Below are 25,709 nucleotides of genomic sequence, written 5' to 3'. Positions count from 1 at the left end.
TCATGGGCAGCAGTTCGCGCAGCCGCTCTTCGGGGCTCCTTGTCGACGGTGTCTCCGTCACCTACCGCAACGGCCTCACGGCGCTGAAGGCGGCGAGCTTCGACATCCCCAAAGGCACCATCACCGCCCTCGTCGGCGTGAACGGTGCGGGAAAGTCGACCCTCTTCAAGGCGATCATGGGGTTCGTCCCACTTGCTGCCGGTAGCATCTCCATCCTCGGTGTGTCGGCGCGGGAGGCGCTCCGCCGCAACCTCGTCGCCTATGTGCCGCAGAGCGAGGAGGTCGACTGGAATTTCCCCGTCCTCGTCGAGGACGTGGTGATGATGGGCCGCTACGGCCACATGAATTTCCTGCGCATCCCCTCCCGCCGCGACCATGCCATGGTTACCGATGCACTCGCCCGCGTCGGCATGGCCGATTACCGCAAGCGCCAGATCGGCGAACTCTCCGGCGGCCAGCGCAAACGCGTCTTCCTTGCCCGTGCGCTCGCCCAGGAAGGCCAGGTGATCCTCCTCGACGAACCGTTCACCGGCGTCGACGTCACGACCGAGGAACAGATCGTCGCCCTCATGCGGGACCTGAGGGCCGAGGGGCGCGTCATGCTGGTGTCGACCCACAATCTCGGCAGCGTGCCCGACTATTGCGACCGCACGATCTTCGTCAAGGGAACGGTGCTGGCTGCCGGACGGACGACAGAAGTCTTCAACGAGGAGAACCTGAAGCGCGCCTTCGGCGGAGCTCTCCGCCATTTCGTGCTCGCCGGATCCGACCTGCACAAGGATGCGGATGCCCGCGAGGTGAAGGTCATCACCGACGACGAACGGCCCTTCGTCATATACGGCGCGCCGCGTGGGCAGGAGGCGTCCGATGAACACACTGCTTGAGCCCTTTTCCTACGGTTATATGGTCAACGCGATCTGGGTGAGCGGCCTGGTCGGCGGCGTCTGCGGCTTCCTCTCCGCCTATCTGATGCTGAAGGGGTGGTCGCTGATCGGCGACGCGCTCTCGCATGCGATCGTGCCGGGCGTCGCCGGCGCCTACATGCTCGGTCTGCCCTTCGCCTTCGGCGCCTTCCTCTCCGGCGGGCTCGCCGCCAGCGCCATGCTTTTCCTCAACCAGCGCACCCGGCTCAGGGAGGACGCCGTCATCGGGCTCATCTTCACCTCCTTCTTCGGGCTCGGCCTGTTCATGGTCTCGCTCTCGCCGGTCTCGGTGAACATCCAGACGATCGTGCTCGGCAACATCCTCGCCATCACGCCGGAAGACACATTGCAGCTCGTCATCATCGGCAGCGTCAGCCTCTTGATCCTCGCCCTGAAATGGAAAGACCTGATGGTCACCTTCTTCGACGAGAACCACGCCCGCTCGATCGGCCTGCGCCCCGGCTTCCTCAAGGTACTGTTCTTCACCCTGCTCGCCGCCTCCACGGTGGCGGCGCTGCAGACGGTCGGCGCCTTCCTCGTCATCGCCATGGTGGTCACCCCCGGCGCGACCGCCTATCTCCTGACCGACCGCTTCCAGCGGCTGATCACGCTCGCCTTCGCAATCGGCGCGCTGACGAGCATCGTCGGCGCCTATCTGAGCTATTTCCTCGACGGCGCGACCGGCGGCATCATCGTGGTGCTCCAGACGGTGCTTTTCCTCGCAGCCTTCGTCTTTGCCCCGAAGCACGGCCGCCTCGCCGCACGTCGCCGCGCTCGCGCCGCGCTGGAGGTGACAGCATGAGCGATTTCATCGACCTCGCAATCCTGCCTTTCCGGCTGCCCTTCATGCAGTCGGCCTTCGCCGTCACGCTGATGATCGCCGTGCCGATGGCGCTGCTCTCCTGTCTCCTCGTGCTCAAGGGCTGGTCGCTGATGGGCGACGCGGTCTCCCATGCCGTTCTGCCCGGCGTCGTGATCGCCTATGTCGTCGGCCTGCCGTTCGCCGTCGGAGCCTTCGCCGCCGGCCTCGTTTGCGCGCTGCTGACGGGCTACCTCAAGGAGAACAGCCGTGTGAAGGAGGACACCGTCCTCGGCATCGTCTTCTCCGGCATGTTCGGCCTAGGGCTGGTGCTCTACGTGAAGATAGAGAGCGACGTGCACCTCGACCACATCCTCTTTGGCGACATGCTGGGCATCCTGCCCGCCGACCTCGTCGAGACGGGCCTCATCGCGCTTGCCGCGACGGCCTTCCTCGTCCTGCTACGCAAGGACCTGCTTCTGCACGCCTTCGACCCGATGCACGCCCGCGCCATCGGCCTCCCGGTTAGGCTCCTCCACTACGGCCTTCTCATCGTCCTGTCGCTGACCGTCGTCGGCGCTCTGAAGGCCGTCGGCATCATTCTTTCCGTTGCGCTTCTCGTCGCACCGGGCGCGATCGCCTTCCTCGTAACCCGACGCTTCCAGACGATGCTCCTCGTCGCACTCGCCGTCACCCTCGTCTCGTCCTTTGCCGGCATCTATCTGAGTTTCATCATCGACAGCGCCCCGGCACCGACGATCGTGCTGCTGATGAGCGGCATCTTCGTTCTGGCCTTCATCCGCACCGTCTGGCAGGCGCACCGCAGACCGGCTACGCGAGAATCTGTCTCGAGATAGATCGCCCTCCAGACTTGCTGGAGATCAAGCCGCGGATTGTCCATACTTGATATTGAGGTACCATCGAGTCCCCTCTCCGGAAGGCGTTCATGTCCCCGTTCAGCGCACTGAAAGACCCGACCCGTTTCCTCTTCTTCACCGGCAAGGGCGGGGTCGGAAAGACTTCCCTGAGCTGCGCGAGCGCCATAGCGCTCGCCGATCGTGGTCTTCGTATCCTCCTCGTCAGTACCGACCCGGCCTCCAACCTCGACGAGATGCTCGGCGTCAACCTGTCGGACACCCCGACGCCCATCCCCGGGGTCCCGGGCCTGTCGGCCATGAACATCGACCCGGAGCAGGCCGCCGAGGACTACCGCGAGCGCGTCATCGAACAGCTCGGACCGGAGGCCGACAGCCAGGAGGTATCGACCGTCCGGGAGCAGCTTTCCGGCGCCTGCACGACCGAGATTGCGGCTTTCGACGAGTTCGTCGGCCTGCTCGCCGACGATGCCCCCGAGTTCGACCACATCATCTTCGACACTGCGCCGACCGGCCACACGCTGCGTCTCCTCAGCCTGCCGAAGGCGTGGACCGGTTTCCTGGAGACCAACGAGCGCGGTGCCTCATGCCTCGGCCCGCATTCCGGGCTGAAGATGCAGGAGGATCGCTTCCGCAGCGCACTTCGTTGCCTCGGAGACCCAGCGCGCACGATGATCGTGCTCGTGACCCGCCCCGACAAAGGTGCGATCCGCGAGGCCGCACGCACGTCGGACGAACTCGCCGAACTCGGGTTGTCGAACCAGCTGCTTGCAATCAACGGCCGCTTCCGGGCCGCGGACCCGACTGATCCGGTGGCGGCCGCCCTCGTGCGGGAGCAGGACGAGGCGCTCGCGAGCATGCCCTCCTCGCTCGCAGCCCGCCCGCGTGACGAATTTCCGCTGCTCGGCTTCGACATGGTCGGTATTCCCGCCTTGCGGGCGCTGCTGTCTCCGTCTTCCGCAGCTCCGGCGCAGATGGAGGACGTGCCGAATGCGGCGGGCGACTTGCCGGGGATCAACAGGCTGGTGGATGAGATCGCTGCCGGCGAAAAGGGCCTCGTGATGGTGATGGGCAAGGGCGGAGTCGGCAAGACGACGGTCGCGGCCGCGATTGCCGTCGGGCTGGCGAAGCGCGGCCATGCGGTGCACCTTACGACCACCGATCCGGCGGCCCATCTCTCCTTCGTCGTCGCAGGCGAGATGCCGGGACTCACGGTCGACCGCATCGATCCCGTCGTCGAAACGGAGCGCTACATCGAGAAGATCATGGCGACCCGCGGGCGTGGTCTCGACGACGAGGGCAAGGCCCTCCTGCGCGAGGACCTCGCCTCTCCCTGTACCGAGGAAGTGGCCGTCTTTCACGCCTTCTCGCGCGTGGTCGCCGAAGCGCGCAGCTCCTTCGTCGTCATCGATACGGCGCCGACCGGGCACACGCTGCTGCTCCTTGACGCCACCGGCGCCTATCACAGGCAGATGACGCACCACCTCGATCCCGATGCGCCCGGAAGGGTCGTCACGCCGCTGATGCGCCTGCAGGATGAGAACTACACGCGGGTGATCCTGGTGACCCTTCCGGAGACGACGCCGGTGTCCGAAGCGGCCGCCTTGCAGGGTGACCTGAAGCGCGCAGGCATCGAGCCCTATGGCTGGGTGATCAACAAGAGCATGGCTGCAACCGGCACCCGCGATCGGCTGCTGCGCTCGCGCCTGAAAGGCGAACATGAGCAGGTCGACCGCGTGCGGGAGAAGTATGCGAAGCGCGTCTATGCCTTGGACTTCCGCCCGGAACCGCCGGTCGGACTGGACGAACTTCGCAGCCTGAGCTGACACGCTCGGGTTTCGAGGCCTCAAGCCGCCGGCGCATCCTGCGCCGCCTGTGCGGCCCTGCGGGCGAGCACATTCTCGCGCCAGACGGTGAAGAGGCCGGCGCCGACGACGATCAGCGAGCCGACGATCATGTTCGGCTTCAGCGTCTCGCCGAAGACGCTCACCGCGAGGATCGACCCCAGCACGAGCTGGAGGTAGGAGATCGGCTGCACGGCGACGGCGGTGAGATTGTCATAGGCCTTGATGAGCAGGAGATGCGCCGTGATGCCGGTAAGGCAGAGCAGGATCATCCACTTCCAGTCGGAGGCGGAAATCTCCGTCCAGAAGAAGGGGCCGGCGATTGTCAGCGCCACCGCGCCGACGGCACCGATATAGAAGAAGCTCGTCGTCGGCCCGTCCACCCGGCTGACGAGACGGGTACACAGTCCGTAGAGCGCGCCGATCAGCGCAACGAGGAGCGGCAGGACGACCAGAGCATTGAAGCCGGCGGTGCTCGGGCCGAGGATCAGGAGGACGCCGCAGAGCCCGACGACGATCGCCGTCCAGCGCCGCCAGCCGACCTTCTCGCCGAGAATCGGCACCGAGAGCATCGCGACGATCAGCGGGCCGGAGGCGAAAATCGCCTGCGACTGCGCAAGACCGACCCGCGTGAACGCGGTGATCGCGATCGGGATTTGCACGGCGAGCAGCAGGCCCCGCAGGATCTGCAGCCACGGCCGCTGCGTGCGGATCGCCGCCGAAAGTCCGCCGCGTCCGCGCATCGCGAGAAGCACGGCGAAGAGCGCGAAGGCCCAGTAGCGGATCATCGCCACCAGCACCGGCGGATAGGCGCTGCCGAGATGCTTGGAAACCCCGTCCTGCACCGAAAAGATCGCAAAGGCGAGCAGCGCGAAGAGGTATCCGATAGGTGTGGATTTCATGGAGCGACTGACGGGACAGGCCCGCCGCTTGTCGCGAGGGCAGAGAGAAATCGAAACATCGGATAGTATACGTCCCTTGACGTTTGCAAAGACCGCATCTCCGCAAGCCTGCCTTGCAGGAAACGCGGGGCGCGCAGCTCCGTGAGCCGAAGGTGCCTCGCCCGGTGCAATGCTTGCTCCCGGACCCGCAGTCGTGCTCTAAAGGCGCCATGGCCTTCACCCTCCGCCAGCTGCAGTATTTCGTCGCCGTCGCCGAGCAGGGTTCGGTGACGCGGGCGGCCCAGAACCTCTCGATCTCGCAATCCTCGGTGACCGAGGCGATCAAGGAACTGGAAGGCGACCTCGGCGTCGAGCTCTTCGACCGCCATCCGCGCGGGCTTTCGATCACCCACAACGGCCACCAGTTCCTGCGCCATGCGACGAAGATTCTCGCGACCGTCTCGGACGCGCGCAATTCCTTCTCGACGACGCGCAAGAGCGAGGGCGGCACGCTCAACATCGGCGTCACCTCGCTGGTCGCCGGCTATGTGCTCTCCGACCTGCTGGCACGCTACCGCCGCGCCTGCCCCAATGTCGAGGTGAGCGCGATCGAGGACAACGGCTCCTATCTCGAGCACCTCCTCATCGGCGGTGAGCTCGACGTCGCCGTCATGGTCATTTCGAACCTGCGCGACCGCCTGGCGCTGCAGGCGGAGATCCTCGAAACCTCGCCTTACCGCCTCTGGCTTCCGATGGGGCACCCGCTGGTTTCCGCCGACATCATCTCGGTCGCCGACATCGCCCGCGAGCCCCTGATCATGCTGACGGTGGACGAGATCGAGGAGAATACCGGAAAGCTGCTCTCCGCCCTCGGCGCCCGTCCGCATGTCGCCTTCCGCACCCGCTCGGTCGAAGCGGTGCGAAGCCTTGTCGCGACCGGCGCCGGCGTGGCGCTGCTGCCCGATCTCATCTACCGGCCATGGTCGCTGGAAGGTGACCGCATCGAGAGCCGCGACGTCTCCGGCGCGCTGCCCGTAGTGCAGGTCGGCATGGTCTGGCGCAAAGGTTCCAGCCTGCCGCAATCGGCGCGCGACTTCGTCGGCATCGCCGAGACACTCCGAAGCGGGCGCGGACGTTAAGGCTTCAATCATTGGTGAACTCCCCCTCTGGCCTGCCGGCCATCTCCCCCACAAGGGGGGAGAACACTTGCGGGAGCGCTTTGCCACAGACCTGCCGTGGCTTTCGAGGGAAAAGCCCCTCCCCCTTGTGGGGAGGGGTTGGGGAGGGGCCTTGACCCACATGTTTCGGAAAAACCGATAACGTCTTTCTGATAAATGAATTTGCGAATGCGGCCCTTTCGCGGCACGCTGCCAGGCGGGAACATAGGCTGCAGAATGCCGCCGCGAACCGGGAGAAATCAGATGAAGCAAGTCCTGAAGTCCTGCACTGCCATCACCGCCATTTTCAGCTTTGCCACAGCCACCCTCGCTCAGGAACCGCTGAAGGAACTCGGCAAGGGCGAAGGCGCGCTCTCGATCGTCGCCTGGGCCGGCTACATCGAGCGCGGCGAGACCGACAAGAATTACGACTGGGTCACCAAGTTCGAGCAGGAGACGGGCTGCAAGGTCACGGTGAAGACCGCCGCCACCTCCGACGAAATGGTCGCGCTGATGAACGAGGGCGGCTTCGACCTCGTCACCGCCTCGGGTGACGCCTCGCTTCGTCTCGTCGCGGGAAAACGCGTCCAGCCGATCAACATCGATCTCATCCCGAGCTGGAAGACGATCGACGAGCGCCTGCAGAATGCGCCCTGGCACACCGTCGGTGGCACCCATTACGGCACGCCCTACGTCTGGGGCCCGAACGTCCTGATGTACAACACCGAAGCCTTCAAGGATCAACCGCCGAAGAGCTGGAACGTCGTCTTCGAAGAGATGACGCTTCCCGACGGCAAGTCCAACAAGGGCCGCGTGCAGGCCTATGACGGTCCGATCTACATCGCCGACGCCGCCCTCTACCTGATGGCCCACAAGCCGGACCTCGGCATCAAGGACCCTTACGAGCTCAACGAGGACCAGTACAAGGCCGCCCTCGACCTGCTTCGCGGCCAGCGCCAGCTCGTCGGCCGCTACTGGCACGACGCGATGATCCAGATCGACGACTTCAAGAACGAAGGCGTCGTCGCGTCCGGCTCCTGGCCCTTCCAGGTGAACCTGATGAAGGCCGAGGGCGCCAAGATCGACTCGACCTTCCCCGAGGAAGGCGCGACCGGCTGGGCCGACACCACCATGCTGCATGTCGACAGCGAACACCCGAACTGCGCCTACATGTGGATGGAGCACTCGCTTTCCGCCAAGGTCCAGGGTGACGTCGCCGCTTGGTTCGGTGCTGTTCCCTCGGTTCCGGCCGCCTGCAAGGGCAACGAACTCCTGACCGATGAAGGCTGCGCCACCAACGGCTTCGACAACTTCGAGAAGATCAGCTTCTGGCGGACCCCGGTCAGCAAATGTGAAAGCCAGGGCGAGTGCGTCCCCTATCACCGCTGGGTCTCCGATTATATCGGCGTCATCGGCGGACGGTGATATCCCTTCTCCCCGACGGGGAGAAGGTGCCCGAAGGGCGGATGAGGGGGCAGAGCGTGCCGCCCCCTCATCGCCTCGCATACGCTCGGCACTTCTCCCCGCCGGGGAGAAGAGGGCGTCACGTCGAGGCCAACCAAAACCATCCGGAGTACCTATGACCGCAGCCGTTTCCTTCTCGCAGGTGTCGCGCCATTTCGGCCCGGTGAAAGCCGTCGACGCGGTCGACCTGAAGATCGCGCCGGGCGAGTTCTTCGCCATGCTCGGACCGTCCGGCTCCGGCAAGACGACCTGCCTCAGGCTGATCGCCGGCTTCGAACAGCCAACCTCCGGCCATATCGAGATCTTCGGCGAAACGGCCGAAGGCGTTCCGCCCTATCGCCGTCAGGTCAATACGGTCTTCCAGGACTACGCGCTCTTTCCGCATCTCAGCATTCTCGACAACGTCGCCTACGGACTGATGGTCAAGGGCGTCGGCAAGGCGGAGCGCCACCGCCTCGCCGAGCAGGCGCTGGATCTCGTGAAACTCCCCGGCTACGGCGCCCGCAAGCCGGGGCAGCTTTCCGGCGGCCAGCGCCAGCGCGTGGCACTCGCCCGGGCGCTGGTCAACAAGCCGAAGGTGCTCCTTCTCGACGAGCCGCTCGGCGCTCTCGATCTGAAGCTCCGGGAACAGATGCAGGAGGAACTGAAGAGCCTGCAGCGCTCGCTCGGCATCACTTTCGTCTTCGTCACACACGATCAGGGCGAAGCACTCTCGATGGCCGACCGCGTCGCCGTCTTCAACAACGGCGGCATCGTCCAGGCCGGCACGCCGCAGGAAATCTACAATCGCCCGCGGAACCGTTTCGTCGCCGATTTCGTCGGCTCCTCCAACGTCATCGCACCGGCCAACATGCAGCGCCTCGGCGGCGAGACCCGTTGGGCGAGCCTGAGGCCGGAAGCGATCCGCCTCGTTTCCGAAGGCGGCATCGCCGCGACCGTGATGTCGGAGAGCTTCCTCGGCAGCGCCACTCGCCTCCATCTGCGCGCCGGAGAGATCGCCCTCAACGTCATGGTGCCGGCCGGCCAGGCCACGCCGAAACCCGGCGAAGACGCGAGGGTCTCTTGGCTACCGACCGATCTCCACTACATGGACGGCGAGGCATGAGCGACGTATCGACCGCCTCCATCCTGCCCGGCAGATCCGGCGCCTTCGGTCGCCTCTCCGACGTCTTCTGGCGTCGCCCGGCGCTGTTGCTGGCCGTGATGCTCATCCCGCCGCTTCTGTGGCTCGGCATCATCTATGTCGGGTCGCTCATCGCGCTGCTGCTGCAGAGCTTCTTCTCGATCGACGATTTCTCCGGGCTCATCAACTACGAGCTGACTCTCTCCACCTATCGCCAACTCCTGGTGCCGACCAATTTCGACATCATCGTGCGGACCATCGTCATGGCCGCCGCGGTGACGCTGGCCTCGGCCGTGCTCGCCTTCCCGATCGCCTACTATGCCGCGCGCTATGCGACCGGCCGCTGGAAGGCCTTCTTCTATCTCGGCGTCATGCTGCCGCTCTGGTCGAGCTATCTGGTCAAGGTCTATGCGTGGAAACTGATCCTCGCCAAGGAGGGCATCCTCACCTGGGCGTTCGATCGTCTCGGCCTTTCCTGGCTCCTCGACGGTATCCTCGCGCTACCGGTGATCGGCGGCAACTCGCTATCGATCAGCTACATCGGCACCTTCCTCGTCTTCGTCTACGTGTGGCTGCCCTTCATGATCCTGCCGATCCAGGCCGCACTCGAGCGTGTTCCCGGCAACCTCATCGAGGCCTCCTCCGACCTCGGCGCCCATCCCGGCCAGACCTTCCGCAACGTGCTGCTTCCGCTCGCCATGCCCGGCATCGTCGCCGGCTCGATCTTCACCTTCTCGCTCACGCTCGGCGACTACATTATTCCGCAGATCGTCGGTTCCTCGCGGCTCTTCATCGGCCAGGCGGTCTATGCCCAGCAGGGAACGGCCGGTAACGTGCCGCTCGCCGCCGCCTTCTCGGTCGTACCGATCGCCATCATGGGCGTCTATCTGTGGGCCGCCAAACGCATGGGGGCCTTCGATGCGCTCTGACCGCTCCTCGGCCGGATGGCCGCTCAAGATCGCCGCGGCCGGCGGGCTCCTCTTCCTGCACCTGCCGATCGTCTTGATCTTCGTCTACGCCTTCACGACGGAGGAAAAGAGCTTCCAGTGGCCGCCGCCGGGCTTCACCACCCAGTGGTTCGCCGTCGCCTGGAACCGACCGGACGTCTGGGAAGCGCTGACGCTCTCGGTCAAGGTCGCGAGCATCGCCACGCTGATCGCCCTCGTGCTCGGCACGCTCGCCGCAGCCGCCGTGGCGCGCTCGGCCTTCTTCGGCCGCGAGGCGATCTCGCTTCTCGTCATCCTGCCGATCGCGCTCCCCGGCATCGTCACCGGGATTGCGCTCCGCTCGGCGTTTTCGCTGGCGGAGATCCCCTATTCGATGTGGACGATCATCCTCGGCCACGGCACCTTCTGCATCGTCGTCGTCTACAACAACGCCGTCGCTCGCTTCCGCCGCACCTCGGGATCGCTGATCGAGGCGTCGATGGATCTCGGCGCCGACGGTTTCCAGACCTTTCGCCACGTGGTGCTGCCGAACATCGCGACCGCGCTGCTTGCAGGCGGCATGCTTGCCTTCGCGCTCTCATTCGACGAGGTCATCGTCACCACCTTCACCGGCGGCCAGCAGGCGACATTGCCGATCTGGATGCTTGAGGAACTCATTCGCCCGCGCCAGCGGCCGGTCACCAACGTCGTCGCCATGCTGGTGGTGATCGTGACCTTCCTGCCGATCCTGGCGGCCTATTATCTCACCCGCGACACCGACCGGATTTCGGGAAGCGGCAAATAACCCGACAAACCAGATGAGGGAGAACAACATGGACACCCAGATGCTGATCGACGGCCGCTTCGAAAAGGGCACAGAGATCGAGGAGAAAATCCTCAATCCGAAGACCGGCGAGACCATTCTGGAGCTTCCGGAGGCTTCGCTCGCGCAGGTCGACGCCGCCGTCGACGCCGCGGAAAAGGCATTCGACAGCTGGTCGGCGACAACGCCCTCGCAGCGTGCCGCCTACCTGCTCGCGATCGCCGACGCCATCGAGAAGGACGCGACCGGCTTCGCCGCACTGGAATCATTGAACTGTGGCAAGCCGATCAACGCCGTCATCAACGACGAGATCCCGGCGATCGTCGACTGCTGGCGCTTCTTCGCCGGCGCCGTCCGCTCGCTGCATGCACCCGTCGCCGGGGAATATCTGCCGGGCCACACCTCCATGGTCCGCCGCGATCCGATCGGCGTCGTCGGCTCGATTGCGCCGTGGAACTACCCGCTGATGATGATGGCCTGGAAGCTGGCGCCGGCGATCGCCGGCGGCAACACCGTGGTCTTCAAACCGTCGGAACAGACGCCGCTCACCGCGCTGAAGATGGCGAAGCTCCTCGCCGACATCCTGCCGGAAGGCGTCGTCAACGTCGTGCTCGGCCGTGGCGAGAGCGTCGGCAACGCGCTGATCAACAATCCGAAGATCGGCATGATCTCAATCACCGGCGATATCGCCACCGGCAAGAAGATCCTCGCGGCCGCCGCCAAGACCGTCAAGCGCACGCATCTGGAACTCGGCGGCAAGGCACCGGTCATCGTCTATGACGACGCCGATCTCGAAGCAGTCGTCGCCGGCATCCGCACCTTCGGCTTCTACAACGCCGGCCAGGACTGCACCGCCGCCTGCCGCATCTATGCGAGCGACAAGGTCTACGACCGGTTCGTCGCCGACCTCGCCTCCGCCGTTTCGACGCTGAAGTTCAACCAGGCCGACGACACCGAAAACGAGATCGGGCCGCTGATCTCGAAGCGCCAGCGCGACCGCGTCGAGAGCTTCGTCACCCGCGCTTCCGAGCACAAGCACATGGAGATCGTCACCGGCGGCAAGGTCGCCGGCGAAAAGGGCTTCTTCTATACGCCGACCGTCGTCGCCGGTGCGCTACAGGACGACGAGATCGTCCGCCGCGAAGTCTTCGGTCCGGTCGTCTCGGTTACCCGCTTCTCCGATACCGACGATGCGATCGCCTGGGCGAACGACAGCGATTACGGCCTTGCCTCCTCCGTCTGGACGAAGGACATCTCGCGCGCCATGAAGACCGCGGCACGGCTCCGCTACGGCTGCACCTGGATCAACACCCACTTCATGCTCTGCAACGAAATGCCCCATGGCGGCCTGAAGCAGTCGGGCTACGGCAAGGACATGTCGGTCTACGCGCTCGAAGACTACACCGCAGTCCGCCACGTGATGATCGCACACTGAGGTGCGCGGGGGCGTCGGCCGAAGCTTGACGCCCCCTGCCTCGGCAGGCATGATCGCGTCGTCGAAAAGGACGTTGGCCGGCAGAGGTAACCCCGGCCACTTCTCCTCATGGGAAGCTCCGTGTCGCCATCAGGCGAACCCGCGACAAGCAACCGGCCATGCCAGCCGGGAGGCTTGTCGTGACGCATATGCGCACGCCTCGGCTCCCGTAGGGCATCGCCTCAAGTGTCGAGGAGAAACCAATGCCCATCATTCGCGCCAGTTCAGGCATCATCACCCAGATCAACGTCTTCACCGTACCCGACGGCGGACAGCAGCCGCTGATCGATCTGCTCACGGAATCCGCCGCATTCGCCAGCTCGGTTCCGGGATGGATGTCCGCGAGCATCCACCGCAGTCTCGACGGCACCCGCGTCGTCAACTACGCCCAGAGCGAGAGCCTCGAGGCATCGCAACGCATCATCGACCGCTTGCGCCTGGAAGGCTTCCTCGAGCGCAACAAGCGTCTCGGACAAGCCAGTCCGGGGCTCTATGAGGTCGTGTGCACGCTGGAGCGTTAGGCACGGCAAGTCCGGCTTCCAGCGAACGGCAGAGTGCCGTGGCCGTTCCGATAGGGCCGCGGACTTGCATGCAACCGCGTAATCCGATGGCACGGCGATCCGGCTCATACTATTGTCGGCCAAATCACGGAGACCATGTATGCGCCGCATCATCCCTGTCTTGGCTACAGCCATCTGCCTTGTTCTGCCGCCGCCCTCCTTCGCCGGGGATTTGTCTGTCGCTCGTCCGCTGCCGCCCAATCGCCACGATCGGCTCGTGATCTCGGTGCAGCAGCCCGGCTACAACGACCCCGACGATCCTTATGTCTGGCACGTCTACGGTCTGCCGCCGGGCGGTCTCCTTGCGATCCGCTCCGGCGCCGGCATGAATTTCCGGGTGATCGGCGAACTGGCGGAGGGCATGCCGGTGAAGAACCTCGGCTGCCTCGAACAGGACAGCGGCTACTGGTGCCGCATCGCCACCACCGACCGGCCGCGCGTGAGCGGCTGGGTGAACGGCCGCTTTCTCGTCGAGGACTGGGGCTCAAACCCGCCGCCCTATCCGGACGACGGCTATCTGCTGCCGGGCCACCCTTACGACGCCACGGGCAGGCTTCGCTGCCGGCTGCCGGGCTTCGACGGCTTTGCCTCCTGCGATTACGGCATCGTCCGCAACGGCCCCATGGCGACGATCGAGATCACCGCACCCGACGGTTCGCGCCGCCGCCTCGACTACCGTGCCGGCCGCTTCACCGGTAGCGAGGGCTCCGACATCCGCAGCCGCAAGCAGGGCGGCGACGCTGTGGTCACGGTGGACGGCGCCGAGACCTACTACGTCCCCGATGCGGTGGTGATGGGCGACGACTGACGCTCTACGAAAAAGGCGCCCCGTTTCCGGAGCGCCTTCCATTTGTCCGGCAGGATTGCCGGCTTATTCGGCGAGCGCCTTGGCGACCTTCTCGCGCAGGGCGACGAGATCCTTGTAGAAGCTGCGGATGCCCTCTGCGAGCTTTTCCGTCGCCATGGCATCCTCGTTGAGCATCCAGCGGAAGGCCTTCTCGTCGAGCGAGACCCGCGGCTCCGGAACGGTCGCCTCGGGGGCGAGCTTGCGTTCGAGTATCCCCTTGTCGGCGTCGAGTTCGTCGAGCAGTGCGGGCGCGATCGTCAGCCGGTCGCAGCCGGCGAGCGCTTCGATTTCGCCTGCATTGCGGAAGGAGGCGCCCATGACGACCGTCTTGATGCCGTTCGCCTTGTAGTAGTTGTAGATCGAACGGACCGAGAGAACGCCCGGATCGGTTTCCGAGGTGTAGGTGTCGCCGGTCGACTTCTTGTACCAGTCAAGGATACGGCCGACGAACGGCGAGATCAGGAAGACGTTCGCCTCCGCACAGGCGATCGCCTGAGCCTTGGAGAAGAGCAGCGTCAGGTTGCAGTCGATACCTTCGCTCTGCAGGACTTCCGCCGCGCGAATACCTTCCCAGGTCGAGGCGAGCTTGATCAGAACGCGCTCGCGCTCGATCCCGAGCTCCTTGTAGCCGGAGATGATCTCGTGCGCCTTGGCGATCGAGCCCTGCATGTCGAAGGAAAGATCGGCGTCGACCTCCGTCGAGACACGGCCCGGTACGATCTTCGCGAGCGCTGCGCCGACGGCGACGGCCAATCTGTCCGCGACGGCGGCGGCGGCGGCCTCGCTGGAACCGCCCTTCGACTTGCCCCAGGCGATCGCCTCCTTGAAGGTGTCGTCGAACATGTGCGTGCCGAGCGCCTTCAGGACGATGGTCGGGTTGGTCGTGCAGTCCACCGGTTTCAGACGGGCCACAGCCTCGATGTCGCCGGTGTCGGCGACGACGGTGGTCATGGAACGAAGCTGCTCGAGTTTGGAAGTCATGATCCTATTCCCTGTTCTATCCGGCTGCCGGAAATGTGCCCGACTATCACCAGCCGAAGATGGCAAAGTCAAGAACGGGGCGGTCACGATTTCAATCGATTTACGGAATGGATTTCCGCCCGGCTTACCCGTTCAGCTGGCCGGCCTCCCAGCCGAGCATGGCCCGCTTGCGCGTCAGCCCCCAGTGATAGCCGGTGAGCGCGCCGCCCTTTCCGAGCGCGCGGTGGCAGGGCACCACAAAGGAGATCGGATTGCGTCCGACGGCCGCCCCGACGGCGCGGCTCGCCGACGGCTGGCCGATGTCGCGGGCGATGTCGGAATACGTCACGGCCTTGCCGAGCGGGATGCGCAACAGGCTCTGCCAGACGCGGAGCTGGAAATCCGAGCCGATCAGCACCACCCTCAGCGGCTGTCCGCCGCTCCACCGGGAGGGATCGAAAATCCTCGACGCATAGGGCGCCGTCGCCGCCTGGTCGGCCACGTAGTGCGCATTCGGCCAGCGCGACGCCATGTCCTCAAAGCAGGCGGTTTCGTTGCCGCTCTCGGCAAAGGCGAGGCCGGAAAGACCTCTCTCCGTCGCCATCACCAGTGCCAGCCCGAAGGGCGATGAATGAAACCCGTAGCGGATCGTCAGCCCCTCGCCCTTCTGTTTCCACTCGCCGGGCGACATCGCCTCGTGGGTCACGAAGAGATCGTGCAGCCGTCCGGGACCGGAAAGCCCGAGTTCGAGCGAAGTTTCGAGGATCGGCATCTCTTCCTCGCGCAGCAGGCGCTTGGCGTGATCGAGCGTCACCGCCTGTAGGAAGGCCTTGGGCGAAAGCCCCGCCCAGCGGCTGAAGGTCTTCTGCAATTGCGTCGGCGATTGGTTGAGCCGCGCGGCGATCGTCTCCAGCGACGGCTGGTCACGATAGTCGAGCGTCAGCATCTCGATGACCCGGCGCACCGTCTCGTAATCGCCACCCTCGGGCGTGACATCGACAGGCGCGAGTTCACCGGCGGAGCGGGATATCATCTGTGCAATGGTCATGGCGAACTCCTTTTCGGATGACATCACCATATCGGGCGGGCGCAAACCACCCGTTTCTTGCGCGAGCGGTCAAAGCCTCTGCTTGACCGTCGCCAGCGCCGCATTGAACGCCTTGGCAAAGCTCTCCCGGTCGTCCGGATTGAGGAAGGACCCGATATCGGTTCGCCTACCCTCGCCCGACACCTGCATCGAGACGATACCTATCTCGCTGTGCCGGCGGACAAAGAAACGCGCCCAGAACGGATTGAAGCGGTGCTCGGTCATGCGGCCCGACGGCGTGAACTTCCGGATCGCAAGCGCCGTGCGAGAAACGACGACCTCCTCGCGGGCTCGTCCGGAGCGATAGTTGAGCAGGAACGCACCGTAGAGAAGCAGGAAGTCAAGGCCGAAGAAGAAGCCGATGGGCCAGGCGCCGGTGGCGACGAAGAACACGGCATGAACCGCACAGACAGCACCGGTCAACGCCAGGAGGACGCGGAAACCCCGCCGGCCGAGAGACCGATACGGCGTCAGTTCCGCCGCGAAAATCGCTGGTTCCGTCATGCCCACATTGCCTTCCGTCATGGCGCCCGACTATAGATTGGCAATGACCAATCCGAAGACGAAATCCAGCACCCAAACTTCGCAAAAGTCAAACCGGAACGGTGCGCGGCGCCGGGTCGCGCCGAGGTCCATCTATACCAAGACGGAACTTCAGGAGATGTTCCGTCGCTTCTCGGTGCAGCGTCCCGAACCGAAGGGCGAACTCGAACACGTCAACGCCTTTACCCTTGTCGTCGCCGTGGCGCTCTCGGCGCAGGCGACCGATGCCGGCGTGAACAAGGCGACGCGGTCACTCTTCAAGGTCGCCGATACGCCGCAGAAGATGCTCGACCTCGGCGAGGACCGGCTGCGCGACTACATCAAGACGATCGGGCTTTATCGCAACAAGGCGAAGAACGTCATCGCCCTTTCAAGGAAACTGATCGAGGATTTCGGCGGCGAAGTACCGCGCACGCGCGAGGAACTGGTGACCTTGCCCGGCGTCGGGCGCAAGACCGCCAACGTCGTCATGTCCATGGCCTTCGGCATCCCGACGATCGCCGTCGACACCCACATCTTCCGCATCGCCAACCGGATCAGGCTTGCGCCCGGCAAGACCCCGGACGAGGTGGAGGAGAAACTGATGCGGGTCATCCCGCCAGAATATCTCTTCCACGCCCATCACTGGCTGATCCTGCACGGCCGCTATGTCTGCAAGGCGCGTCGGCCCGAATGCGAGCGCTGCGTCATCGCCGACCTCTGCAAGTCACCGGAAAAGAGCTGCGACGTGCCGGCGCCGTTGGTCGAACTGCCGCCGCAGGTCATCGGGGTGGCCGAGTGACCAGCCCGTCGATGAGGCGGATAATCGCCTGCTCGTAGGCCTCGCGGCTCTCGCCCGCCGCGATCGCCAGAACCGCGCGGTCGAAGGCGGCGGAGAGGACGCGGGTGACGGCGTCGAGCCCCGCGAGGTCCGAACCGGTTTCGCGAAGATAGGCCTCAAGCCCGCTGCGCAGGCTCGCCTCGGCGTGGTCCCGGTCCGTGGCGCGGCCGCTTTCCAGCCCCATGATCGCGGGACCGTCGAGTAGCAGCAGACGGCTGCGGCCCGGTACCGCCATCGCATCGAAGTAGGCGGCGATACCGCGGACGAGCGCATCGCGCGCCGAAGCCGCCTCGCCGGCGGCAGCCGCGATCTCGGCGGCAACCCGCTCCGCTTCCCGTTCCACGACGGCGAGGAACAGGTCCCGCTTGTCCGCAAAATGGTGATAGAGAGCGCCGCGCGTCACGCCCGCGGCCGCGACGATGTCCGGCGTCGCGGTTTCGCTGTAGCCGCGCGCCACGAAGAGTTCACGGGCGTGGTCCATCAGGGTTTGCCGTGTGGCTTCGGTGCGATCCTTGTTCGAGCGGCGCATGCAACCCTCATTTACATACAATCTGTATGTATGTTATAGATACATGCAGATTGTATGTGAAGCCCAGAAGGAAGTGAAGCATGCGCAGCACCAGCTACTATCCCGTCATCATGAGCGAACGCCTGGCGGAAACCCGGGACTTCTATTGCCGCCACTTCGCCTTCGAACCGCTCTTCGAAAGCGACTGGTACATCCACCTGCAGTCACGCGAGGACGAGAGGGTGACGCTCGCGATCCTCAGACCCGATCACGAGACCGTACCCGCCGTTGCCCGGAAGCCGGTGAGCGGCCTCATCCTCAATTTCGAAGTCGATGATCCGGACCGCGTTCACGACGCCTGCCTGAAGGCCGGCCTGCCGATCCTCAGGTCGCTGCGTGACGAGGACTTCGGCCAGCGTCACTTCATCACCGCCGATCCGAACGGCGTCCTGATCGACGTCATCAAGCCCATCCCGCCGAGCGCCGAATACGCAGCCCTCTATGCGGAAACCGCGCTGCCGACCTGACCGTCACGCCCGGAAGAGGGGATCACGGGCGCTCAGCAGCTTGTGCAGGTGAACCATCATGCCGGCTGCGAAGAGCGGCGTCAGCAGGTTGAGGATCGGCACCGCCAGGAAGGCCGCGATCACCAGTCCCCCCATGAACACCGTCCCTCCATGGCGCGAGCGGAACGCCCGCGCCTCGCTCGGACTGCGGAAGCGCATCGCGGCGAACTCGAAGAATTCACGCCCAAGCAGGTAGCCGTTGACGAGGAAGAAGGCGGCGATGTTGACGCCCGGCACGAACAGCAGGATGAGCGCCACGATGTTGCCGAGAACGACGACGCCGAAGAATTTCAGCGATGCGACCAGTGCCTCGCCGAGCGGCATGGCCGAGCCGGGCGTATCCTTCGGATAGTCGCGTCGTTCGACCACTTCGGCGACGTCATCGAGAAAGAGACCGGCGATGATCGCGGTCACCGAGGACAACAGCAGCGCGAGCGCGAGCGCAAGACCGATGCTGGCGAGCACGCCGAGCACGAAGGTGAGCCAGCCCGCCCAATCCGGCATCCCCGGAAAGAACGCATCGAACCATGGTAGGACATAGGCGATGAAGACGCTACGAAGCGCGAGCCAGAGCCCTACGAGAACAAGGATCGTCAGCCCGAGCACCTTCCAAAACACCGCACGGGTTTCGGGAGCGAAGAGATTGCGAAGCGCAAGTCGCGCAGCATCGAAGATCATCCGGGTCTCCTTGAATGGTCGGCTCAGGCGGCCGATCGCATGTAGGCGCTCGGCAGTGAACGCACAAGGCCGCCGCCCGTGGCGCCGGTCGATCGGCTCTAGCCGATACGGTAGAGGTCCGGCCGTCTGTCGGTGAGGTAAGGATTCTGACGACGACAGTCGTCATAGGCGGCCGGATCGAGTTTTACGACCAGCAGTGCCTCGTGCGTGCCCGCACGGGCGAGTTCGTCACCATCGGGACCGACGATCGCCGAGCGACCGCCGTAGGTGAACGTACCCTCCTCGCCACAGAGATCGGCGTAGACCAGGAAGATGCCATTCTCGAACGCGCGGGTTGGCACCACCATGTCGGCGACCCGGCGGCTGATCTCGCCGCGCGGAAGCGCCGTCGGCACCAGGACCAGCTCGGCGCCGGCCAGCGCCAGCGTGCGCACATATTCCGGGAACTCGACGTCGTAGCAGATCAGCAGGCCGGTGCGGACACCGAAGAGATCGAAGACCTGCGGCACATCTCCGCCGGGCGTGAACGCGGCGCGTTCGCCGTCGCCGTAGAGATGGCCCTTCCGGTAGAATTCGCAGCTTCCGTCCGGCCGCGCCAGCACCGCGGAATTGTATACGACCGATCCGTCGCGTTCCGGAAACCCGGCACAGACCGCCAGCTCGAATTCGGCGGCGATGTCGCAGAGCGCGCCGATGATCTCGCCGTCCCGTCCCTCGGCGATTTCCGCAAAGCGCTCCGGCGTCAGCCCGTAGCCACTCACCGCGAGTTCGGGCGCGACCAGGAGCGCGGCACCCATGCCCGATGCGGCTTCGGCGGCCTCGGCGATCTTGGCGAGATTGGCCGCGGCATCACCCGACACCGGCTGCATCTGGTAGAGCGAAATCAGCATGGCGTGTCCTGCGCTAACGATGAGGTACGTGGACGATAGGACGACGCATGGGGCTTTGCAAAGCGCTTCGCGCGCCGGAAACAACTTTCGAACGTCAGAAAAGTGTCGCCTGGAGGAGCAGGAGGAAACCCTTGACGAGGGCATAAACGACGCCCGCCACAACGACGCCAGCGATCGCCGCGATGACCGCACCGATCAGCACGCAGATGCCGTCGCGTTCGAGGATACCGAAGGAAAAGAAGCAGATTGCGATCGCCGGCAGGATGTTGCCGAGCGGGACCGGAAGCGCGAGGATCACCGCAAGGAGGAGACAGACGAAACCGATCAGATATTCCGCCGGCGGATAGACGAGGAAGCCGAGCCGCGGCCGCAGCATCCGCTCGGCCTTGGCAAGCCAGGGCGTCACACGCGTGATGATGGCCGCGAAATCCTGCCGCGTCATCGAACGGTCGGCGATGATCCTCGGCAGCCATGGCTTCTGCCCGAGCATCAGTTGTGCCGCGAGAAAGACCAGCGGCGTGCCGGTGAGCGCCGACGTGCCGGGCGGTGTCGGTACGATGTTCGGCACCGCGAAGATGAGGATCAGGGCGCCGAAGGCGCGGTCACCCATCGCCTGGAAGATGTCGGCGACGGAAATCCGCGGCCGTCCCTCGTCCGCGGCGAGCCCGGAAAGGATCTCGGACAGCCTGCCACCATGCCGGCGCGACCTGCCGCTCTCATACGTCTCCCGATCGGCCTCTGCGTCGCCTGTCATCGCTGCTCCTCGACTGGTCGTGGCCCTGATGTAGTGCCGTTCGACCGCGGGACAATGACACGCCTTTGATTAAGTCGGCGTGACCGTCGGCAAGCTCCACCGATCCGCCGAGAGTTTCACACCTGTACGAGATGGCCGGAGGAGACCTCCCGGTACTGGCGGGGCGGCGGCTCGTAACCGGGCGGGCGGATGGGGCTCTTGATCTCGTCCGTCGAAACCGCGCGTTTGATGCTGCGGCGCGCCGGATCCGGGATCGGTACCGCCGCCATCAGCTTCTTCGTATAGGGATGCTGGGGATTTTCGAACACGGCCTGGCGCGGGCCGATCTCGACGATCTCGCCGAGATACATGACCGCGACTCGGTGGCTGACGCGCTCCACCACCGCCATGTCATGAGAAATGAAGAGATAGGCGAGATTGAAGCTCTGCTGCAGCTCCAGCAGCAGGTTGCAGACCTGCGCCTTGATCGAGACGTCGAGGGCGGAGACCGCCTCGTCCGCGACGATCACTCTGGGGTCCAGCATCAGGGTGCGGGCGATGGCGATGCGTTGCCGCTGCCCGCCGGAAAACTCGTGCGGATAGCGGCGCATCATGTCGGCGTCGAGGCCGACCCGCTTGAGGATGTCGGCGGCCTTCTCCCGCGCCTGCGCTTTGGTGCCGAGGCCGTGTTCGATGAAAGGCTCCATCACCGCATCGCCGATCTTCATGCGCGGATCGAGGCTGGCGAATGGGTCCTGGAAGACCATCTGGATGGTGCGGCGCATGTTGCGCAGCGCGCCGCGGTCGAGCCGGATCACGTCGCGCCCATCGAGCGCGATCGAGCCGGCCGTCGGCTCCACGAGGCGGGTGATCGACCGCCCGGTGGTCGACTTGCCGCAGCCCGATTCACCGACCAGCGACAGGGTCTCTCCCTCGCAGAGGTCGAAGGAGACATTTTCTACAGCATGCACGGCGCCCGACTTGCGCCCGAAAAGGCCGCTGCGGATGTCGAAGCGGGTCGTCAGGTTCTTCACCTCGAGGATCGGCTGCCGCCGGGTCTCGACCACACGGCCGACCTCCGTTTCCGGCGTCGTCGTGACCCCGGACGCAATGTCGACGATCGGGAAACGCATCGGCCGTCCATGCCCCGTCATCGATCCGAGACGCGGCACCGCAGAAAGGAGCGCTCGCGTGTAGGGGTGGCGACCGCGGTGAAAGATGTCGTCGGTCGGTCCTGTCTCGACGGCGTCACCGCGGAACATGACGATCGTCCGGTCGGAAACCTCGGCGACCACCCCCATGTCGTGGGTAATGAAGAGAACGGACATTCCCTCCTCTTCCTGCAGCACCTTGATGAGGTCGAGGATCTGTCCCTGGATCGTCACGTCGAGCGCGGTGGTCGGCTCGTCGGCAATCAGCAGCCGCGGTTTCGAGGCGAGCGCCATGGCGATCATCACGCGCTGGCGCATGCCGCCGGAGAACTGGTGCGGATAGTCGTCGAAACGGCTCTTGGCGTTCGGGATGCGCACTTTCTCGAGGAGCTGGATCACCTCGGCCCGGGCCTCGGCCGCAGATACCTGCCTGTGGCAGGTGATCGCCTCGGCGATCTGCTTGCCGATCGGGAAGATCGGGTTGAGGCTCGTCATCGGCTCCTGGAAGATCATCGAGATCTCGTTGCCGCGGACCTTGCGCATCTCCTCGCTGCCGAGCGTCAGCAATTCGCGCCCGCCGAGCTTGACGCTGCCCTCGATCCTGCTCGTGAACTTCGGCAGGAGACGCATGATCGAAAGCGACGTCACGCTCTTGCCCGACCCGGATTCGCCGACGATCGCGACGGTTTCCCGCGGCGCGATGTCGAAGCTCACATTCTTGACGACCGGGCGCCAGTCGTCACCGATCCGGAACGAGGTCGTGAGCCCCCGGACCGAGAGGACCGGACCGTCTCCTGCATTTCTCTTCACCGTATTCGGCAACGCCATCCCAAAATTCCTTCCCGCGCAGTTTCGACCAACGGACGTTTTCCGTGCCCTCAGGCCGCGAGCGCCGTTTCGGCGAGCGTCACCCAGTAGCTGACGCCGTAGGGGATCGCCTCGTCGTTGAAATCATAGGAGGAATGATGGAGATTGGCGCTGTCACCATTGCCGATGAAGACAAAGGATCCCGGCCGGCTTTCCAGCATGTAGGAAAAATCCTCGGCCCCCATCAGCGGCGCGAGATCGGTCTCGACAGCCTTCGCGCCGGCGACCTTGCGCATGATGTCGATCGCGAAATCCGTCTCGCCTTCGTGATTGAAGGTCACGGGATAACCGCGGCGGTAGTTGACCTCCGCCCTCGCTCCGAAGGTGAGCGCGATGCCGTTGACGACCTCCGACAGCCGGCGTTCGGCGTAGTCGCGGGTCTCCGGCAGCAGCGTGCGGATCGTGCCGGTGAGCTTCACCGTGTTGGGAATGACGTTCGAGGCGTCGCCGCCGTGAATCGTCGCGACCGTCACCACCACCGACTTCAGCGGGTCGGTCTCACGCGAGGCAATCGCCTGCAGGGCGATGATGGCGTGCGCCGAGACCAGCACCGGGTCGATGGTCTTGTGCGGCTGCGCGGCGTGCCCGCCGCGGCCATGGATCAGCACCTCGTACTCGTCCGCCGCCGCCATGATCGACCCCTTGCGGGTGGCGAAATGGCCGAGCGGCAGGCCGGGAGAATTGTGCATCCCGTAGACCTGGCTGATGCCGAAGCGCTCCATCATGCCGTCCTTGACCATCGCGAGACCACCACCGCCGCCTTCCTCCGCCGGTTGGAAGATCACCGCAACCGATCCCTTGAAATTGCGCGTCTCGGCAAGGTGCTTCGCCGCACCGAGCAGCATGGCGGTGTGGCCGTCATGGCCGCAAGCATGCATCTTCCCCGGCGTCTGCGAGGCCCATTCCTTGCCGCTGGTTTCCACAATCGGAAGTGCATCCATATCGGCGCGAAGGCCGACCACCGGCCCCTCGCCTGCCCGCCCCTTGATAATGCCGACGACGCCCGTCCGGCCGATCCCGGTTTCCACGACATCGCAGCCGAAGGACATCAGTTTGTCGGCCACGAAGGCAGCCGTCTCATGGACGTCGTAGAGGATCTCCGGATGCTGGTGAAGATGGCGGCGCCATGCGGCGACCTCCGCCTGCATTTCGCTTGCGCTGTTCAGGACGGGCATGTTGCGACCTCTGTTTTTATTGTCGGTTCCCACTCGTTGGCAGCCATACTGCGACGGCTGAAAGCGCTTTTGCAAGCTGCAATTTTCCGCCTTGAACACTAAATAGGCCTATGCTTAGATGGCTTAAATTTTGATCAGGCTCGCATTTCCGGCAGCGGATTTGCAGGCGGGCCGACTGTACTCGCGAGGGCCTCGAAATCAAAATTGTCGAACAGGGCCAATCACATACGTCTGATGGCCTTGCATCCCGGGCTCTTCTTCTTTCGCCCACCGGATATCTTGCTCAAGAAAACTCAACGAAAATAAATAAGGGAACATTGCAATGCACAAAGCGCGTATTCTATTGGCAGCGTCAGTGGCCGCGATCGCCTTGTCCGGCACACCCGCACTGGCGGAACGCGGCACCGACGGCGAGCTGAAGATCATCTTCTGGCAGGCCATCTCCACCATGAACCCCTACCTCTCCGGAGGCACCAAGGAGGTCTACGGCGCCTCGATGGTGATCGAGCCTCTCGCCCGTTATGACGAGACCGGCAACCTCGTGCCGATGCTCGCCGCCGAAATCCCGACTGTCGAGAACGGCGGCGTCTCCGCGGACCTCAAAAGCATCACGTGGAAGTTGAAACCCGACCTCAAATGGTCCGACGGCACCCCGGTTACCGCGGACGACGCGATCTTCACCTGGAAGTACTGCACCGCCCCCGACGGCGGGTGCGCCCAGGCCGCCTATTACGAGGGCGTCAGCAATGTCGAGGCCATCGACGCCTCGACGATCAAGGTCTCCTTCTCGGAACCGAAGCCCTATCCCTACAGCGCCTTCGTCGGCGCCCAGTCGCCGATCATCCAGGCAGCCCAGTTCAAGGATTGCCTTGGCGCCAAGGCTCCGGAGTGCACCTCCGCCAACTTCGGCCCGATCGGCACCGGCCCCTTCGTCGTCAAGGAATTCAAGCCGAACGACGTCGTCTCGTTCGAAGCCAACCCCAACTATCGTGATGCGGCCAAGCCGGCCTTCGCCACCGCGATCATCAAGGGCGGCGGCGACGCTGCATCGGCCGCCCGCGCCGTGCTCGAAACCGGCGAATTCGATTATGCATGGAACATGCAGGTCGAGCCGGAAGTGCTCGCCCAGATGATGGCGGCCGGCAAGGGCAAGATCGAGGTCGCCTTCGGCACGCAGGTCGAACGTATCGACGTCAACCCCTATGCCGTCGATGCATCGCTCGGCGACAAGCGCTCCACCAAGGAGGCAGGCCCGCACCCGGCCCTCTCGGATCCGGCGGTGCGCAAGGCGCTCTCGCTCGCCATCGACCGCGACATCATCAATGAAGCCGGCTACGGCGACAACGGCAAGCCCACCTGCAACATTCTGCCCGCCCCGGACATCTACGTTTCGACGAATGTCGACTGGTGCCTGAAGCAGGATCTCGATGCCGCCAACAAGCTGCTCGACGACGCCGGCTGGGTGAAGGGATCGGACGGCATCCGCGAGAAGAACGGCGTCAAGCTGTCCTTCCTCTACCAGACCTCCACCAACTCGGTTCGCCAGGCGACGCAGGCGCTCGTCAAGGATATGTGGGCGCAGATCGGCGTCGCATCGGAACTGCGCAACATCTCGGCGAACGTCTTCTTCGGCGGCGATCCGGCATCTCCGGATACCTTCCAGAAGTTCTATGCCGACGTGCAGATGTACACCAACAACTTCGACGGGACAGACCCCGAGAAGTACATGGCCGGCTGGATGTGCGACAAGATCCCGAGCCCGGCCTCCGGCTGGCAGGGCGAGAACATCGTCCGCTACTGCAATCCGGAATACGACGCCCTCGTCAAGGAACTCGGCAAGACCGGCAAGCTCGAGGAACGCGCCGAGATCGCCAAGAAGCTCAACGACATGCTGAGCAACGACGTCGCGCAGATCCCGCTCATCCACCGCGGCCAGCCTTCGGCCGTCTCCGCCACGCTCGAAGGCGTCAAGATGAACGCCTGGGACAGCGAACTCTGGAACGTCGCAGACTGGTCTCGCAAGAAGTAAGTGCCG

Annotated in this window: 25 protein-coding genes; 15 read left to right on the top strand and 10 right to left on the bottom strand. The window is 64.7% G+C overall.

The features are described 5' to 3' along the window. Positions 1–2 precede the first annotated feature (2 nt). The 4 genes from EUU22_RS23015 to arsA all read left to right on the top strand — a co-directional run bounded on the left by EUU22_RS23015 (position 3) and on the right by arsA (position 4,423). Entirely contained in the window at positions 3–884 is an 882-nt protein-coding gene (locus EUU22_RS23015; RefSeq protein ID WP_129334296.1) for a manganese/iron ABC transporter ATP-binding protein, read from the top strand. Beyond that, positions 868–1,725, top strand: a complete 858-nt coding sequence (locus EUU22_RS23010) for a metal ABC transporter permease (protein WP_129334295.1) — start codon at positions 868–870, stop codon at positions 1,723–1,725. The genes EUU22_RS23015 and EUU22_RS23010 overlap by 17 nt, the downstream gene beginning before the upstream one ends. Beyond that, on the top strand, positions 1,722–2,579 hold the full coding sequence (locus EUU22_RS23005; protein WP_129334294.1) for a metal ABC transporter permease: 858 nt from the start codon (positions 1,722–1,724) through the stop codon (positions 2,577–2,579). The genes EUU22_RS23010 and EUU22_RS23005 overlap by 4 nt, the downstream gene beginning before the upstream one ends. An 89-nt stretch (positions 2,580–2,668) precedes the next feature. Beyond that, positions 2,669–4,423, top strand: coding sequence for an arsenical pump-driving ATPase (gene arsA, locus EUU22_RS23000; RefSeq protein ID WP_129334293.1), 1,755 nt, complete (start codon positions 2,669–2,671; stop codon positions 4,421–4,423). Between the two features lie 20 nt (positions 4,424–4,443). Here arsA and EUU22_RS22995 read toward each other — a convergent pair whose 3' ends face one another. Continuing rightward, entirely contained in the window at positions 4,444–5,343 is a 900-nt protein-coding gene (locus EUU22_RS22995; RefSeq protein WP_129334292.1) for a DMT family transporter, read from the bottom strand. Between the two features lie 209 nt (positions 5,344–5,552). On the opposite strand from EUU22_RS22995, the gene EUU22_RS22990 reads away from it, so the two are divergent. The 8 genes from EUU22_RS22990 to EUU22_RS22955 all read left to right on the top strand — a co-directional run bounded on the left by EUU22_RS22990 (position 5,553) and on the right by EUU22_RS22955 (position 13,657). Further along, positions 5,553–6,461, top strand: a complete 909-nt coding sequence (locus EUU22_RS22990; protein ID WP_129334291.1) for a LysR family transcriptional regulator — start codon at positions 5,553–5,555, stop codon at positions 6,459–6,461. A 282-nt stretch (positions 6,462–6,743) separates the two neighbouring features. After that, entirely contained in the window at positions 6,744–7,904 is a 1,161-nt protein-coding gene (locus EUU22_RS22985) for an ABC transporter substrate-binding protein (protein WP_129334290.1), read from the top strand. A gap of 154 nt (positions 7,905–8,058) precedes the next feature. Continuing rightward, positions 8,059–9,048, top strand: a complete 990-nt coding sequence (locus EUU22_RS22980; RefSeq protein ID WP_129334289.1) for an ABC transporter ATP-binding protein — start codon at positions 8,059–8,061, stop codon at positions 9,046–9,048. Next, positions 9,045–9,995: an ABC transporter permease gene (locus EUU22_RS22975; RefSeq protein ID WP_129334288.1), complete on the top strand. Its 951-nt coding sequence runs from the start codon at positions 9,045–9,047 to the stop codon at positions 9,993–9,995. Before EUU22_RS22980 ends, EUU22_RS22975 begins: the two co-directional genes overlap by 4 nt. Further along, positions 9,985–10,797, top strand: coding sequence for an ABC transporter permease (locus EUU22_RS22970; RefSeq protein WP_129334287.1), 813 nt, complete (start codon positions 9,985–9,987; stop codon positions 10,795–10,797). The genes EUU22_RS22975 and EUU22_RS22970 overlap by 11 nt, the downstream gene beginning before the upstream one ends. A 28-nt stretch (positions 10,798–10,825) precedes the next feature. Next, on the top strand, positions 10,826–12,250 hold the full coding sequence (locus EUU22_RS22965) for a gamma-aminobutyraldehyde dehydrogenase (RefSeq protein WP_129334286.1): 1,425 nt from the start codon (positions 10,826–10,828) through the stop codon (positions 12,248–12,250). A gap of 242 nt (positions 12,251–12,492) precedes the next feature. Next, the gene (locus EUU22_RS22960) at positions 12,493–12,810 is read left to right on the top strand and encodes an antibiotic biosynthesis monooxygenase family protein (protein ID WP_129334285.1); all 318 of its coding nucleotides are present in this window, start codon (positions 12,493–12,495) and stop codon (positions 12,808–12,810) included. A gap of 139 nt (positions 12,811–12,949) precedes the next feature. Further along, the gene (locus EUU22_RS22955) at positions 12,950–13,657 is read left to right on the top strand and encodes an SH3 domain-containing protein (RefSeq protein WP_129334284.1); all 708 of its coding nucleotides are present in this window, start codon (positions 12,950–12,952) and stop codon (positions 13,655–13,657) included. A 63-nt stretch (positions 13,658–13,720) separates the two neighbouring features. Here EUU22_RS22955 and tal read toward each other — a convergent pair whose 3' ends face one another. The 3 genes from tal to EUU22_RS22940 form a co-directional block, all read right to left on the bottom strand. Continuing rightward, complete coding sequence (gene tal, locus EUU22_RS22950) at positions 13,721–14,677, bottom strand: transaldolase (protein ID WP_129334283.1); 957 nt, start codon at positions 14,675–14,677, stop codon at positions 13,721–13,723. 124 nt (positions 14,678–14,801) lie between these two features. Beyond that, positions 14,802–15,704 (bottom strand): methylated-DNA--[protein]-cysteine S-methyltransferase, encoded by a 903-nt coding sequence (locus EUU22_RS22945; protein WP_205687962.1) that lies wholly within the window; start codon positions 15,702–15,704, stop codon positions 14,802–14,804. Between the two features lie 69 nt (positions 15,705–15,773). Next, complete coding sequence (locus EUU22_RS22940; RefSeq protein WP_165351277.1) at positions 15,774–16,268, bottom strand: DUF2244 domain-containing protein; 495 nt, start codon at positions 16,266–16,268, stop codon at positions 15,774–15,776. A gap of 22 nt (positions 16,269–16,290) precedes the next feature. On the opposite strand from EUU22_RS22940, the gene nth reads away from it, so the two are divergent. Further along, positions 16,291–17,067, top strand: a complete 777-nt coding sequence (gene nth / locus EUU22_RS22935) for an endonuclease III (RefSeq protein WP_129334281.1) — start codon at positions 16,291–16,293, stop codon at positions 17,065–17,067. Here the strand turns inward: nth and EUU22_RS22930 are convergent. Beyond that, on the bottom strand, positions 17,048–17,635 hold the full coding sequence (locus EUU22_RS22930) for a TetR family transcriptional regulator (RefSeq protein ID WP_129334280.1): 588 nt from the start codon (positions 17,633–17,635) through the stop codon (positions 17,048–17,050). The two genes, nth and EUU22_RS22930, sit on opposite strands and share 20 nt — an antisense overlap. A gap of 80 nt (positions 17,636–17,715) precedes the next feature. Here EUU22_RS22930 and EUU22_RS22925 point away from each other — a divergent pair, with 80 nt between their 5' ends. Next, complete coding sequence (locus EUU22_RS22925) at positions 17,716–18,141, top strand: VOC family protein (protein WP_129334279.1); 426 nt, start codon at positions 17,716–17,718, stop codon at positions 18,139–18,141. A gap of 3 nt (positions 18,142–18,144) precedes the next feature. Here the strand turns inward: EUU22_RS22925 and EUU22_RS22920 are convergent, their stop codons facing one another. The 5 genes from EUU22_RS22920 to EUU22_RS22900 all read right to left on the bottom strand — a co-directional run bounded on the left by EUU22_RS22920 (position 18,145) and on the right by EUU22_RS22900 (position 23,674). After that, complete coding sequence (locus EUU22_RS22920) at positions 18,145–18,858, bottom strand: sulfate transporter family protein (protein ID WP_129334278.1); 714 nt, start codon at positions 18,856–18,858, stop codon at positions 18,145–18,147. A 98-nt stretch (positions 18,859–18,956) separates the two neighbouring features. Then, the gene (locus tag EUU22_RS22915) at positions 18,957–19,748 is read right to left on the bottom strand and encodes a carbon-nitrogen hydrolase family protein (RefSeq protein WP_129334277.1); all 792 of its coding nucleotides are present in this window, start codon (positions 19,746–19,748) and stop codon (positions 18,957–18,959) included. 94 nt (positions 19,749–19,842) lie between these two features. Continuing rightward, positions 19,843–20,502 carry an exopolysaccharide biosynthesis protein gene (locus EUU22_RS22910; RefSeq protein WP_129334276.1) on the bottom strand — a complete coding sequence of 220 codons (660 nt, stop codon included), beginning with the start codon at positions 20,500–20,502 and terminating at the stop codon, positions 19,843–19,845. A 116-nt stretch (positions 20,503–20,618) separates the two neighbouring features. Next, positions 20,619–22,460, bottom strand: a complete 1,842-nt coding sequence (locus EUU22_RS22905) for an ABC transporter ATP-binding protein (RefSeq protein WP_129334275.1) — start codon at positions 22,458–22,460, stop codon at positions 20,619–20,621. 50 nt (positions 22,461–22,510) lie between these two features. Beyond that, positions 22,511–23,674 carry a M20 aminoacylase family protein gene (locus EUU22_RS22900; RefSeq protein ID WP_129334274.1) on the bottom strand — a complete coding sequence of 388 codons (1,164 nt, stop codon included), beginning with the start codon at positions 23,672–23,674 and terminating at the stop codon, positions 22,511–22,513. Between the two features lie 322 nt (positions 23,675–23,996). Between EUU22_RS22900 and EUU22_RS22895 the strand changes: the two genes are divergently transcribed. Next, positions 23,997–25,703 (top strand): peptide ABC transporter substrate-binding protein, encoded by a 1,707-nt coding sequence (locus EUU22_RS22895; protein WP_129334273.1) that lies wholly within the window; start codon positions 23,997–23,999, stop codon positions 25,701–25,703. The last annotated feature ends 6 nt before the right edge of the window (positions 25,704–25,709 follow it).

It is taken from the genome of Ciceribacter ferrooxidans, from assembly GCF_004137355.1.
In the GTDB taxonomy this organism is placed as follows: Bacteria; Pseudomonadota; Alphaproteobacteria; order Rhizobiales; family Rhizobiaceae; genus Allorhizobium; species Allorhizobium ferrooxidans.
The sequence above is the reverse complement of the archived record's forward strand: the minus strand, read 5'-3'. Positions and strand labels throughout refer to the sequence as shown.